The organism is Armatimonadota bacterium, assembly GCA_036504095.1.
Lineage (GTDB): Bacteria > Armatimonadota > DTGP01 > JAKQQT01 > JAKQQT01 > DASXUL01.
In genome coordinates this window covers 1-13303 of record DASXVS010000071.1, presented here as the reverse complement: position 1 = coordinate 13303, position 13303 = coordinate 1, and the positions used below count along the sequence as shown (strand labels likewise).

11 protein-coding genes are annotated in these 13303 nt (G+C 62.1%); 7 read left to right on the top strand and 4 right to left on the bottom strand.

Annotated elements, in window-relative coordinates; all coding sequences use genetic code 11:
* The first annotated feature begins 38 nt into the window (after positions 1-38).
* Entirely contained in the window at positions 39-2423 is a 2385-nt protein-coding gene (locus VGM51_15595; GenBank protein HEY3414462.1) for a DNA internalization-related competence protein ComEC/Rec2, read from the top strand.
* Positions 2424-2435: 12 nt separating this feature from the next.
* On the opposite strand, the gene VGM51_15590 is transcribed toward VGM51_15595, so the two are convergent.
* Positions 2436-4763 (bottom strand): hypothetical protein, encoded by a 2328-nt coding sequence (locus VGM51_15590; protein HEY3414461.1) that lies wholly within the window; start codon positions 4761-4763, stop codon positions 2436-2438.
* A gap of 169 nt (positions 4764-4932) precedes the next feature.
* Between VGM51_15590 and VGM51_15585 the strand changes: the two genes are divergently transcribed.
* A complete protein-coding gene (locus tag VGM51_15585; GenBank protein HEY3414460.1) occupies positions 4933-5229 on the top strand; it encodes a hypothetical protein in 297 nt (98 codons plus the stop codon).
* Entirely contained in the window at positions 5222-6109 is an 888-nt protein-coding gene (locus VGM51_15580; protein HEY3414459.1) for an SDR family oxidoreductase, read from the top strand. Before VGM51_15585 ends, VGM51_15580 begins: the two co-directional genes overlap by 8 nt.
* Before the next feature lie 118 nt (positions 6110-6227).
* Here VGM51_15580 and VGM51_15575 read toward each other — a convergent pair whose 3' ends face one another.
* The 3 genes from VGM51_15575 to dnaK all read right to left on the bottom strand — a co-directional run bounded on the left by VGM51_15575 (position 6228) and on the right by dnaK (position 9559).
* Entirely contained in the window at positions 6228-6536 is a 309-nt protein-coding gene (locus tag VGM51_15575; protein HEY3414458.1) for a helix-turn-helix transcriptional regulator, read from the bottom strand.
* An 18-nt stretch (positions 6537-6554) separates the two neighbouring features.
* Positions 6555-7559 carry a J domain-containing protein gene (locus VGM51_15570; GenBank protein HEY3414457.1) on the bottom strand — a complete coding sequence of 335 codons (1005 nt, stop codon included), beginning with the start codon at positions 7557-7559 and terminating at the stop codon, positions 6555-6557.
* A 74-nt stretch (positions 7560-7633) separates the two neighbouring features.
* Positions 7634-9559 (bottom strand): molecular chaperone DnaK, encoded by a 1926-nt coding sequence (gene dnaK, locus VGM51_15565; protein HEY3414456.1) that lies wholly within the window; start codon positions 9557-9559, stop codon positions 7634-7636.
* Positions 9560-9774: 215 nt separating this feature from the next.
* On the opposite strand from dnaK, the gene VGM51_15560 reads away from it, so the two are divergent.
* From VGM51_15560 to VGM51_15545, 4 genes are all read left to right on the top strand, one after another.
* Positions 9775-10488 carry a metal-dependent hydrolase gene (locus VGM51_15560; protein ID HEY3414455.1) on the top strand — a complete coding sequence of 238 codons (714 nt, stop codon included), beginning with the start codon at positions 9775-9777 and terminating at the stop codon, positions 10486-10488.
* A gap of 45 nt (positions 10489-10533) precedes the next feature.
* Positions 10534-11511 carry an aldo/keto reductase gene (locus tag VGM51_15555; protein HEY3414454.1) on the top strand — a complete coding sequence of 326 codons (978 nt, stop codon included), beginning with the start codon at positions 10534-10536 and terminating at the stop codon, positions 11509-11511.
* A 149-nt stretch (positions 11512-11660) separates the two neighbouring features.
* Positions 11661-12458 carry a PEP-CTERM sorting domain-containing protein gene (locus VGM51_15550; protein ID HEY3414453.1) on the top strand — a complete coding sequence of 266 codons (798 nt, stop codon included), beginning with the start codon at positions 11661-11663 and terminating at the stop codon, positions 12456-12458.
* 34 nt (positions 12459-12492) lie between these two features.
* Positions 12493-13146 carry a PEP-CTERM sorting domain-containing protein gene (locus tag VGM51_15545; protein HEY3414452.1) on the top strand — a complete coding sequence of 218 codons (654 nt, stop codon included), beginning with the start codon at positions 12493-12495 and terminating at the stop codon, positions 13144-13146.
* The last annotated feature ends 157 nt before the right edge of the window (positions 13147-13303 follow it).

The window sequence follows — 13303 nt, the reverse complement described above, 5'->3', positions numbered from 1 at the left end:
CAGGCCGGGGTGCGTGAGGCGGTGTCGGTTGCGAAGCGATGAAGCGCCGTGCCCTGCCACCTCTCGCGATTGCGTTCTGCCTTGGCGCCGCGATGCGCCTGGCCTTTGCCACGCCGGCCTGGGTAACTGTGACGGTCTTCATCGCAGGCGTCGTTGCCGCATTGTTCCTCCAAACCTCCCGGGGCGCAATGGTGGCGCTGGCGGCGGTCGTCTTCAGCGCCGGCACGCTTCGAACGGCGGATTGGGCGGCGCTTCCCACCGATTCGGTCTCGCGGTTGACCGAACACAAGCTGGTGAGATTGCACGGTGTGGTGGCCTCGGATCCCGCGGTGCGGCCGTGGGGCGTCTCATTCGACCTGGATGTTTCGCGCGCCGATTTGTTTACCGGAAAAATGCCGGCATCCGGGCACGTGCGGATACTGGCGCCCCCCGCGGTGCGGGGCCTGCCGGAGTACGGCGACCGGTTGGCGGTCATGGGACGGGTCCGCTTGCCGGACGACGCCGCGAACCCGGGTGAACTCCCGCCTGCGCAATACCTCCGGCGGGACGGCGTATGTGCCGTCGTGACCGCCAGAGGGATGACTCCGGACGGTTCCAACGTGGGAAATCCCGTTGTCCGCGCGGCCGTCCGCACGCACCACGCCCTCGCTCGCGGAATACGCGCCACGCTTACAGCTGACGAGGCGGCCCTTCTGGCCGGCCTCCTCTTCAGCGATACGGGCGCCTTGCCGGAAAACGTCCAGCAGAATTTCGCGCGGGCGGGGACAGTTCATATTCTGTCCACTTCGGGGCTTCATGTGGTGTTGCTGGCGGGCATCCTGTCTCTCTTTATGCCTGCGAGGCGGCCGCGGGCGAGGCGGTGGCGTGCGGCGCTGCTCCTCGGCGCCCTGCTCTTCTTCGCATTGATGACGGGGCTGAGGCCGGCGGTGGTGCGGGCGGTGCTGATGACCGGCGCGGCACTGGCCGCTCCGCTATTCGACCGCGAGCCGGATGTCTGGAGCGCGATCGCCTTCTCTGCTCTCGCGCTGATCGTTGCCTCCCCCGGCAATCTGCTAGATCCGGGCTTCCAGCTCTCGTTTGCGGCGGCCCTCTCGCTGGCTCTGTGGTACGACGGTCGTCGGTTCGCCAAACGCAGCCGAGCCCTTTCCATCGTTATACAGTCCGTGCAAACCTCCGTCGTTGCCTCCCTGGCGACGGCGCCGCTGGCCGTCCGGTATTTCGGAACTTTCTCCGTTGCTTCTCCGCTCTCCAACCTCCTGATCGTTCCGCTGGTTGGCCCGGCGATGGCGCTGGGTCTCCTTCAGGGTATGCTGTGCAGCCGCTGGCCGGCGGTCGCGGCGGCCCTTGGCGCAGTCAATGGATGGATACTGCACTGCATGCTCTGGAGCACCGACAGGATCGGCGGCGCAGGCTGGTCAGCCATTGACGTCGGGATGATCTCCGCAGCCGGCGTCTGCGCGTCGTGGTGCGTCCTTCTGTTCATATGGGCTTGGCTGCGCCGCTGGCCCGATCAAGGCGCGGCCGCCGGCTGGAAGATGCCGGTTGGGTTCTCCGTGGCCGGGCTGGGCGCATGCGGCTGCCTTGCCTGGATAATCTGGGGCCCGGCGCCGCCGCTCCGGGTCGCGTTCCTCGACGTCGGACAGGGAGACTGTACGCTGATTCAAACCCCGCAGGGACACAACATCTTGGTGGATGCAGGTGGTCGGTACGAGGCGGAGTCGGCCCAGGCTTCTGATACAGGGACGAGGATCGTCCTCCCTGCGCTCAGGCGCGCCGGGGTCCGACGGCTCGACGCCGTGATTCTCACCCACCCGCACGAGGACCACGCAGGCGGCTTGCCGGCAGTGTTTGCAGCCATTCCGACGGATCTCTGGTTGGATAGCGGCCAGCCACACGCGGCGCCCGGATATCGCGGGTCGCTCGAAGAGGCACTTCGGAGGCATATCCCCTACCGGCTCGGGCGCGCCGGACAGGTGTTGAACATCGAGCCGCGCGTCTCCATGCAGGTGCTGCGTCCAACACGGCCCCTGCTCGCGGGGACGCCGGACGATCTGAACAACAACAGCATCGTCTGCCGCCTGGAATACGGCCGGACGTCGTTCCTCCTGTCCGGCGATGCGGCGAACGACGCGGAGGCCGAGATGCTGAGCCGGGCAGTGAGGCTCCGGTCGGATGTATTGAAGGTCGGACACCATGGGAGCGCGACTTCCAGCGGCTCGGAATACCTGAAGGCTGTCGGACCGCGATGGGCGGTCATCTCGTGCGGCAGGGGCAATCTCTATGGGCATCCGCGGACGGAGACGCTGGAGCGCCTGCAGGATGCAGGCGCTCGCGTGCTGCGAACAGATATCGACGGGGCCGTGATCGTGGAGTCCGACGGTGCCGATCTTCGCGTATCCACATCCCGTTGGCAGCTTCCCTGAACGGCGCCTAAGTCAATTGTTGAAGCGTATCTCCACACGGTCCACGTCCTTGGGATACGTGAACGCGCTCTTTACGACCGGCACGGGTTGTGTTTGTCCGGACGAAAGGATGGCGCTCACCGTGCCAGCGCCGGGAACCACGACCCGGATGCCCGGCGTATCGCAGGCGAACCGCCCGAGGTTCCCGTTACGTTCCAGTTCCCATGTGCCGTTAATCATGTCGACTTCCAGCGTCCGCTCCTCCATCTGGCCCTCACCGACGAAGGGGACCCGCGTCGGTTTGTCCTCGCTTGCCTGGCCATTGGTGAGCACCGGCGCCGCACCCAGACTCTTCAGGGCATACCGGCCCGGATAGAATGGGCCGTCGGACGGCTGGAACTCTTCGCCGGTGTTCTTCGCTATCGAAACCATCTTGATCAGGTAGTGGTCCGAGTCATCGAGGCGCTTTCCATCAAGCGAGGCGAGCCATAGGCAGCCGTACGGCGTTCCGGTGGCGAAGCCGGGGTAGATCGTGGCGAAATCGGACAGGCGCCCGGCCAATGCGACGGACTGCGCGCTGAACACGTTCAGCGCCTGCAACTGGGTATCCATACCGAGGATCTGGGTGCTTCCCGTTACGCCGAATCGATCCAGGTTGTCGGCAATAGTGCGGGCTGGGCTCTTGCGCAGCGTTTCAATGGCCGGTGCAAGCGCTTCCGCGGGGGACGGCGGTTGGGCATCGACGACGATTTCGTTGGGCGCCTTTCCAGCGTCGGCGGCGTCCACCGATTCGAGGCGGACGACAAACGCGAGGCGGTAGAGCGCGTTCAGGTAGTCCCGGTAGGTGAACAGGGCTTTATCCGAATAGGACAACTGGAGCACGTCGGAACTGGGCTTCACGTCGCCGCGAAGAAACATCAACGCTCCCATCCCCATGAGCCCCCAGCGGACGGGGTCACGTTCGTAGTCGAAGTCACCAAGCCGGCCGCGCCCGTTGAACTGGTAGCCGAACGCCAGCATGCCGTCCAGGTCCTGAAACGCCGCATAGGCCGCCGCAAGGGGGACGCTGGAAGCACGGTATTCATTGGGCCAGACGGATGCCCATTCGCGGATAATGACCGGCTTGCCCTTCCATTTCAGGAATGACATGTATGGAGGCGCGTTCCATGGACCGGTGTTCGCGAGGGGGTCCTTGTTGGCGTAGTAAAATGGCTTCTGCCACTCCTTGCCCGGCTCAAACGCCGGGTGATCCCAATACCAGTTTTCGGCGGTGCAATCCAGCGTATCCGCGGCGGATTTTACATCGGGCGCGATCCATGCGGAAACGACGGCGGTTACCGGGATTTTCACCCCGATGCCGTGAAGGTAGGTTCGCATTTCACGGAAATAGTTGCATTGAACCTCATATGCAAATCGCGCGCCATCGTCTACACGGGCGGGCGACCGGGCGACGTCGGTCCAGTCTGCTGCGGCGCGCTCGTCGGAGTCCATCGCGGACATATCAGGGACTTCCACGGCGCCGGATTCCAGCGACTCCATGGCGTGGAGCGCGTGCTTGCCGTCGGGGCTCGTCCATGCCTTGTCCAAGCACGCAGTCGTCGAGTAGCGCTTCTTCAGCCAGTCGTTCCACAGCCCCTGGAACTGCTTGTCATATGGCGCCGGCATCTTGCGCCATATATCGCCCTTCATGAAAAGGCCGTGCTCGTTCGCCAGCTCGATGACCGCCACTCCCGGGTCGGCGATCGGGCGCGTTTTCGTAAACGGGTTCGGCGTGAGGAGTATCTGCCGCGCGAACTCCTTCTGGAGCATGATCAGCGTAGGATCGAAAAAGGCGTACGGCTTTGCCGCCCGGCCAAGCGCGTCTGCATTGACGACTCCGTCGCCGGATTTGAAGGTGCGGAAATCGAGCAACTGAAGGTAGACGTAGAGCCCCTGTTTCTTCGCCTGCCACATCCAGCGATGCATCTTGCGGAGGTAGGCGGCATTGAGGTTGCGCGAAGAGTTCTTCACGGGGGTGTCCAGCAGCATCCCGCCGTTGTCCGCCGCCTCCAGGCGCAGCATGTTGCAGCCGGCGTGCCGGAAGCGTTCGACCGCAGCGTCGATATCCAGATCCGGTATATTGATGCTGGCGCTGGATACGTTGACTCCCCAGAACTTCGCCCGCTTACCGTCCTCGAAATAGAAATGCCCATCCGGGTGGGTGGTCACAAATCCGTGCGTTCCCGCCGGTGCGGGCACGAGGAACGAGAAATCGACGATGCTGCTGTCCGGATAGGCGGGACGATTCACGTCCACCATTCCGACGCGCCCGAGCGCGGGCAGGCAGTTGAGGGCAAGCAGGGCCATGGTAATTCGGCGCATAGGGACCTTTCCATTCCGCGCGGGCGCGGCCGTCCGTAGTGATACGTCATTGTAGGAAGGCGCACCGCAGAGCGGTAAAGCCGCCGCGCGGGCGCCCCCTCAACCGCCGGGAAGCGCGCGGTTTCCCATTCCCGGCCGTGCGCGATACCATAAACACGGGAGCACACACATGCAGTACAAACTGGTTATCAACATCCGCTACGTCGGAGATGTTATAGACGGCGAATTCGTGACACACCTGAAGGAAATGGACCACCTCTGGGCGTACCTTGACAAGTGGAAGGACAAACCGGTGACCGTCGGCGACCACGAAGAGCCGATGGACTGGGGCGATCCGATCAAAGTCTGGTACAAGCTCATGGGCGACATGCGTCGCGACACGATGGTCCGCGCGATTCCCAAGGATCCCCCACCCCCCGGGCTGCCGGAAGACGCCCCGTTCGCCCGAAACGTACCCAATGTGTGAGCTTCTCGTCACAGGCGCGTCGGGCTTCCTCGGCGCCCATATCATGCGGCTCTGCGCGGAGCAGGGGCGGGACGCGGTAGGAATCGTCCACTCCCACCAGATGCCGGTCCCAGGCCGCACCATTGAACTCAATCTGGCGGACAACCGCCGCTTGATGGAGCTCATCCGCGAGCTGAAACCCGGGGCTGTGATCCACGCCGGGGCACTCACCTCGCCGGATTACTGCGAGGCCCATCGGGAGGAAGCCGACGCGGTCAATTTCACCGCCACGGGCGCCATCGCGATGGCCGCTTTCGCCGTGAACGCCCATCTGCTCTTCGTGTCCACCGATCTTGTCTTCGACGGTGAAGCCGGCATGTACACTGAGGCCGATGCGCCGTCGCCTCTCAACCATTACGCTCGCACGAAAGCACAGGCGGAGCATATCGTGCGCAGCGCTTGCCCGGATTTCGCGGTGGTACGGCCGTCATTCATCTACGGCAGACCGATGGCGGAGCACCACGGGTCGTATTCGGAGACACTCTACCGAAACCTGCGCGAGGGCATCCCAACCCCGGTGTTCACCGACCAATATCGCTCCCCCATCGAGGCCGGCGTTCTGGCGGCGGCAATTCTGGAGGTATCGGACGAACGCCTGAGCGGGATATGGCATGTCGCGGGGCCTGAACGTGTCAACCGCGCGCAGTTTGCCCGCCTCCTGGCGGATATCGCCGGGCTGGACCCGGGCCTTCTACGGGAGACTTCCATGGACGACGTTGTGCTGCCTGCCGCCCGCCCGCGCGACGTTTCACTGGATATCTCGAAGGCCCGTCAGCGGCTGAAGACGTCCCTGCCTGGGACCAAAGCCAGCCTGGAAGCGCTTTATCACGCCGCCGCCTGATATCAACGGTGAGGGACGAAGAGCGGTGCGCGATCGTGATCGATGCATCACGCAGGCGAGAGGATGACTTTCCAGGCCTTCGGGGTGGTGATACGCGCCGCGACCGGGAAGGTATAGGTCAGCGCATGACCTGTTTCCGCAGAGTGCTGAGTTCCTGCTCCATCTCTTCCCGCATGGCTTCCATGCGGTCCAGGAGGTCCAAGATGACTTCCACGCCGGCCAGGTTGACGCCCAGATCCCGGGTCAATCTCTGGATCTGGCGCAGGCGCTCGATGTCGGCCTCACTGTACAACCGGTTGTGGCTGTCCGAGCGCTTCGGCTGCACAAGACCCTGACGCTCATAGGCGCGCAGCGTCTGCGGGTGCATCTCGCAGAGTTTCGCTGCCACGCTGATTACGTATACAGGTTCGTATGCTTTTTCCGCCATCATCCGTCTCCGAGGGCGCTATGCGCCCTTCAGAACCACACTCAGATTCTCGATCGCCGAACGCTGTTCGTCCGTGAGGGCCTTCGGGACGAGAACCTTTATCCGCACATACAGATCGCCGAATTTATCCGGTTGTCCGGGCACCGGCATCCCCTGCCCTTTCAGGCGCAGTTTCTGTCCGCTCTGCACACCCGCCGGAATAGTCAGCGTCTGAGGCGTTCCGACCAGCAACGGTACTTTTCGCGACACGCCAAGCGCCGCCTCGGGGAAGGTGAGGGCCACGTCCGTGTACAAGTCGTTACCCTTCCGTTCCCATCCGGGAACGCCGGACACCAGCACTGTGAGGATGAGGTCTCCCGGATGCCCGCCGCCCGGGGCCTCGTCGCCCTGCTTCGCCAGGCGCAGTTTGGAGCCGTCCGCAACGCCGCGAGGAATGGTAATCGTGAGCGTCTTCTTGGCGCCGCCCGGGGTTGTAATGGTAATCTTGCGTTCCGTGCCGGTAAAAGCCTCGCGCATGGAGACGATGACCTCGCCGGAAAGGTCTGTCCCTCGCTTCGGCGGCCGGGGCCGGGCGTGGGGACGTTCGTAGGAATCCTGCATACGGCCGCCGAAGATGGAGTTCAGAAGGTCGCCCAGGCCGCCGCCGCCACCGCCAAAATGGAAACCGCTATCCGGATCCGCGCCGGGAAAGCCGCCCGGGCCTCCGGCCGTGTATGTGAAGCCGCCGCCCGGAGATCCGAAGCCGCCATACCCCGCCGCGCCCGGGGCCTGGCCTGATTCACTGATGTGCTTCCACTGGTCACCATACAGATCGTACTTCTGTCGTTTGTCCTTGTCGGACAGAACGGAATACGCCTCGGACACATCCTTGAATTTGTCTTCCGCCGATTTGTCGCCCGGGTTGACGTCCGGGTGGTGCTTGCGGGCGAGTTTGCGGTAGGCGGCCTTGATCTCCTTGTCGGAGGCCGTCTTACCTACGCCCAGAATGGCGTAATAGTCCTTGTATGCCTGGTTAAGATCCATGGGAAGTGATGAATGATGAATGATGAATGATGAATCCGGAGACTCACCATTCACCAATCATCACTCAGCAATCATCACTCTGATTTGAACTCGGCGTCGATCACGTCGTCCTGCGTTTCAGTGTGCGGAGTCGGTTCCGGACCCGGATCGGGCTGCGTGTAATCCTGCGGGGGCGTTTCCGCTCCGGGCTGGCCGGCGGATGCCTGCTGATACAGGATTTCGCTCAGCTTGTACGATGCCTGCTGGAGCTCACCGGATTTGGCCTTGATCGCGTCAAGATCCTGGCCGTTGAGCGCGGTCCTCAGTTCGGACACGCCATTCTCGATGGATACCTTCTGGTCTGACGGCACCTTTTCGCCGAGGTCCTTGAGCAGTTTTTCGGTCTGGTAGATGAGGCTCTCGGCCTTGTTGCGCTCGTCCGCGATTTCCTTGAGGCGACGGTCCTCGGCGGCGTGCGCCTCGGCGTCCTTCATCATCTTGTCGATCTCGTCCTTGTTGAGCTGGCCGGCGCCGGTAATGGTGATGCGCTGCTCGTTGCCGGTTGCCTTGTCCTTCGCGCTGACGTTGACGATGCCGTTCGCGTCGATGTCGAAGGTGACCTCCACCTGCGGAACGCCCCGCGGTGCCGGCGGGATCCCGGTGAGGTGGAACTTGCCGAGCGTGCGGTTGGCCGAAGCCATATCCCGCTCGCCCTGCAGCACATGAATCTCGACCTCGCTTTGGCTGTCCGCAGCCGTGGTGAACGTTTCGGACTTGCGCGTCGGGATCGTAGTGTTGCGCTCAATGAGCTTGGTCATCACACCGCCCAGGGTTTCGATTCCGAGGGTCAGTGGTGTCACATCGAGCAGAACGATGCCTTTCACTTCGCCGCCCAAAACGCCGGCCTGGATCGCCGCGCCCATCGCGACCACTTCGTCCGGGTTAACCGTCCGGTTTGGCTCTTTACCCCCGCCGAGTTTCTTCACTTCCTCCTGGATGTGCGGCATACGGGTGGAGCCGCCTACGAGGATGATCTCGTTCAGGTCGCTCGGCTTGATATTGGCGTCACCGATGGCGGCCTGGAACGGCTTGATTGTGCGATCGGCGAGATCGCGCGTCAGTTCCTCGAACTTGGCGCGCGTGAGCGTCACGTCCAGGTGAACCGGCCCGTCCTGGGTAGCCGTGATGAACGGAAGGCTGATCTGGGTCTGTGCGGAGCCGCTGAGCTCGACCTTCCCCTTTTCCGCCGCTTCGCGAAGCCGCTGGAGTGCCTGCCGATCGTTGCGCAGATCCACGCCGGTGTCCTTCTTGAACTCGTCGGCCAGCCACTGAACGATGCGGTTGTCCCAGTCATCGCCGCCCAGGTGGGTATCGCCGTTGGTGGAATTGACCTCCACAACGCCGTCGCCGACTTCCAGGACGGAGATGTCGTACGTGCCGCCGCCCAGGTCGTAGACAGCGATGCGCTCGTTATGCTTCTTGTCTTCGCCGTAAGCCAGCGATGCGGCCGTCGGCTCGTTCACGATACGCAGCACTTCCAGACCGGCGATGGCGCCGGCATTTTTCGTTGCGGTGCGCTGGGCGTCATTGAAGTAGGCAGGAACCGTGATAACGGCCTTGTCTACCTTGTCGCCCAGGTACGCCTCGGCGTCCGTCTTCAACTTGCCGAGGATCATCGCGGAAATCTCCTCGGGCGAGTACATCTTGCCGTCGATGTCCACGCGGACATCGCCGTTGGGGCCTTCGACAACCTTGTACGAGACGTTCTTGATCTCGTCTCGCACTTCGTTGTACTTGCGGCCCATAAAGCGCTTGATACTGTTGATCGTTCGTTCCGGGTTAAGGACCGCCTGGCGCTTGGCCGTCTGGCCAACGCGGCGCTCACCGGACTTGTCAAAACTGACGACGCTGGGCGTGGTGCGACTTCCTTCCGCATTGGCGATCACCACCGGCTCACCGCCCTCGATCACCGCCACCACGGAGTTCGTGGTCCCCAGGTCGATCCCTACTGTCCTCGGCATAATCTATTTTCCTCCGCTGTGTTTTGCCCGTACGGGCAGGATATCATGGGCCCCGGGTACGGGGCGCAATAACTCACACCTTAACAACAACTGTATTATGGCCCTTTAGTCTGTACTTGTCAAGGTTAGTATTCAACGGTGGGATTGCGCTACGCGATCGGACCGACGAAAATCCGGCCAAAGGCCGTTCGGACGGGCTAACAGGAGTAACTGACATGTCAACACACGATATCGGTGTTCGTTGGATGGGGCACGCCACTTTCGTCCTCACATCGCCGGAAGGCTACCGGATTTTGATCGATCCGTGGCTCGACGGGAATCCCGCGTGTCCGCCGGACGCGAAAGACCCCGGGCGCATTGACCTGATCCTGGTCACCCATGGCCACCAGGATCACATGGGGGATGCCGTCCCGGTCGCGGCTCGAACCGGGGCGCCCATTGTGGCCACGCCCGAGATATGCGATTTCCTCACATCCAAAGGGGTTCGGCATACCCACGAGATGAACAAGGGCGGAACGCAAACCATCGGCCCGGTGGACGTCACCATGGTTCACGCCGACCACACGTCGATGATCACCGATGGAGACAGGCGCATCCCGGGCGGCGAAGCGACCGGTTACATCGTCGGCTTTTCGAACGGCTACAGCATCTGGCACATGGGCGACACCGCGCTGTTTGGCGACATGGTACTGATCGCGCACACTTACCATCCGGACACAGCCCTCGTCCCCATCGGAGGGCATTACACAATGTCGCCGCAAGAGGCCGCCCACGCGATTCGGATGACCGGCATCAAAACGGTTGTGCCTATCCATTTCGGCACGTTCCCGGTGCTCAACGGAACTCCGAAAGAACTATCGGAGCGATGCAGCGATATCAATGGCCTGCAAATCGTGGAACTGAAACCCGGCGAGAGTGTGTGTCTTTAGTGGCGGCGCGCTGCGCCGCCACTATCCACGCTCAGGAGACAACGCATGCGCATACGTCGGTTCGGCAACACAGATTTGACGGCTTCTGAAGTCGGCTTCGGTCTCTGGACCCTCACCACCGGCTGGTGGGGCGATCGTTCTGAAGACGAGGCGATTGCTCTCGTTCGCAAGGCATACGACCTTGGAGTGACGTTTTTCGATACCGCCGATACCTACGGAGAAGGCTACGGAGAGACATTCCTCGCCACGGCGCTTGGCGCTCATCGCGATGATATCACCATCGCCACGAAGTTCGGGTACGATTTCTACAACAACACTGAACGACGGGGGCAGCAGGAGCGCCCGCACGACTGGTCGCCCAAGTTCGTCCGGTTTGCCCTGGAACAGAGCCTGATGCGCCTGAATACCGATCACATCGACCTCTGGCAACTCCACAACGCACGCCTGGACGCGGCCCACAACGATGAGTTGTGGGAAACGCTTGACGCCATCGTTCAGGAAGGCAAGGTGCGGTATATTGGCGCGGCGATGGGGCCGGCAAACGGCTGGCTCGAAGACGGACTGGCCTTTCTGCAGATGCGCCCGATCACGGCGATCCACATCATTTACAACATCCTGGAACAGCACCCCGGCGAGGATTTCCTGCTGCATTGCCCGGACACGTGCGGCGCCATGGTCCGAGTCCCCCACTCTTCGGGAATGCTTGAAGGCCATTACACGGCGGAGACGACCTTCCCGCCCAACGACCACCGGCTTCACCGGCCGAAATGGTGGCTCACCGAGGGGATCAAGAAGGTCGAGACGCTGCGTTTCCTGGAACAAGAGCACGATCTGACGATGGCTCAGGCAAGCATCAAGTGGCTGCTCGCCCACCCCCGCATCACGACAGTGCTCCCCAATATATACGACGAAGCACAGTTAGTGGAGTTCACCGAAGCCCCGGCGCGCGAAGACCTGTCCCCAGCCGACCTCGTGCGCATCCGGGATCTCTATCGCCAGGATTTTTGCGCGAGCCAAGCCTGATTGCTGACTACCCTGGGCCGGACAGACAGGAACGTAAGGTTGCGCGGCAATCCGCTGAATTGCCAGCCTGAATCAAGTGGCAAACTTATTGCACATATCCAATCTGCCGTAACATCACGGCACTTAACGTCCTGGATTGGAGGTGCGACATGCGTATTCTGCACTTGGTGGCCATCAGTGCGGTCACTACAGTCCTTTCTGTGCCGGCCTTCGCCGGTTCCATTTTCATCACCGGGCACGACCCGGATTTCCACGCCGCCATTGGGTCAAACGCCACCGGAGCTTCAAACCTGCTCACGACGGGCGTGAACTACGCCAAGAACGGTTCCGCTCTGCCACTGCTCTATCTCCACGATGAGTCAACGCCTGTATTGGCCGGCCACGTCAACTCCACCCTGGGCCTCAACGCTGCAGGGATCACCTATGTCGAGAAAAACGCGGCGCAGTTTACCACCGAGAATCTCGCAAACTACTCGGCAATCCTGGTACCGTCTTCGTTTGGCGGCAATCTCACCCAGGCGGAACTGGATGCGGTGAACGCTCGCAGCGCCGATCTCATCAATTACATCAATGCGGGCGGTGGACTGGTAGCCCTGGCCGAGACTCCGAATGACGCCAGCCTGGCTACAACCAACCTTTTCGGCTTCCTGCCGTTCCTGGTCATCTCCAACCCAGTAGACCAGTCCGAGGTCGGCAACACGGTAACGCCGTTCGGCGCCAGCCTGGGCCTGACAAATACAGACATCAATGGCAATGCGTCTCACTGCGTCTTCACTGCAACGGGTGGGATGGATGTCGTCGATAACGATGCCGCGGGACGGATCCTCTCGCTCGCGTATCGCGGGCAGATCGGCACTAAGGGCGTCGTTCCTGAACCCGGGACACTGGCATTCCTGCTTGCGGGCGGATTGCCTCTTCTGGCGCTGAAGCGCCGGGTGCGCGGCTGATCACACGCGAACTTGAACTCAGGAAGTAACCATCATGAACAAACTCGTACAGACGATATCCGCTTCCAGTGCGGCCTTGTGTTTGCTTCTACTCGGAACCGGGATGGCCGCGAACGCGGCAGACGCAATTCCGTATCCAAACGTCGGGACGTACAACGCGACCTCCTACTCGTTCACGGCCGCCAATACGGGCGACGTGATCGCCTATTTCGTCGGCGGCGGCACCGCCGGCTATACCAACGAGATGGGCCTGCTCGTTAACGGCGTCCAAACCGCCGCGGGGTTTGGCCTGAACAACCACGCCACAGCGGTGGGGACCTCGTTCGATCTTGGCCCTGTAACCGCGGGAGATTCTCTGGTTTTCGTTCTGAATAACCTCAGTCTCGGCAAAAAGGCATATTCGGATCCCGGTATGAATGTCACCTACGATGACCCCGGTGTGACGGGCCACAACCACGTCTACTCAACGGCCTACACCGCCACATCTCCGGTTTTCGGCACCGTGCCCGCCGGCGCATATGTGGCGTTCGAGGATCTCGTATTCCCAAACAGCGATTTCAACTACAACGACGAGAGTTTCGTCTTCACCAACGTTGGAACCACCTCAGTGCCCGAACCGGCATCAATTGCACTCCTTCTTTCCGGAGGGCTGCCTCTTCTGGCGCTGAAGCGCCGCGCGCGTGGTTGAGATTGTCTCACCTGTCGAATCGGGTAGGCGGGGTCGTTACCGGCCCCGCCTCCCACACCACCCGGCATGCGGGTCCGCACCGGGCGGTTCACTCAGACTTAAGCGCGTGGTATCTCTCCGCGAGAGACGAGAATCCCATCTGGATGAGCTTGGCGTT

Coding starts and splice junctions, on each gene's coding strand:
- VGM51_15595 (HEY3414462.1), top strand. CDS start 39: ATGAAGCGCCGTGCCCTGCCACCTCTCGCGATTGCGTTCTGCCTTGGC.
- VGM51_15590 (HEY3414461.1), bottom strand. CDS start 4,763: ATGCGCCGAATTACCATGGCCCTGCTTGCCCTCAACTGCCTGCCCGCG.
- VGM51_15585 (HEY3414460.1), top strand. CDS start 4,933: ATGCAGTACAAACTGGTTATCAACATCCGCTACGTCGGAGATGTTATA.
- VGM51_15580 (HEY3414459.1), top strand. CDS start 5,222: ATGTGTGAGCTTCTCGTCACAGGCGCGTCGGGCTTCCTCGGCGCCCAT.
- VGM51_15575 (HEY3414458.1), bottom strand. CDS start 6,536: ATGGCGGAAAAAGCATACGAACCTGTATACGTAATCAGCGTGGCAGCG.
- VGM51_15570 (HEY3414457.1), bottom strand. CDS start 7,559: ATGGATCTTAACCAGGCATACAAGGACTATTACGCCATTCTGGGCGTA.
- dnaK (HEY3414456.1), bottom strand. CDS start 9,559: ATGCCGAGGACAGTAGGGATCGACCTGGGGACCACGAACTCCGTGGTG.
- VGM51_15560 (HEY3414455.1), top strand. CDS start 9,775: ATGTCAACACACGATATCGGTGTTCGTTGGATGGGGCACGCCACTTTC.
- VGM51_15555 (HEY3414454.1), top strand. CDS start 10,534: ATGCGCATACGTCGGTTCGGCAACACAGATTTGACGGCTTCTGAAGTC.
- VGM51_15550 (HEY3414453.1), top strand. CDS start 11,661: ATGCGTATTCTGCACTTGGTGGCCATCAGTGCGGTCACTACAGTCCTT.
- VGM51_15545 (HEY3414452.1), top strand. CDS start 12,493: ATGAACAAACTCGTACAGACGATATCCGCTTCCAGTGCGGCCTTGTGT.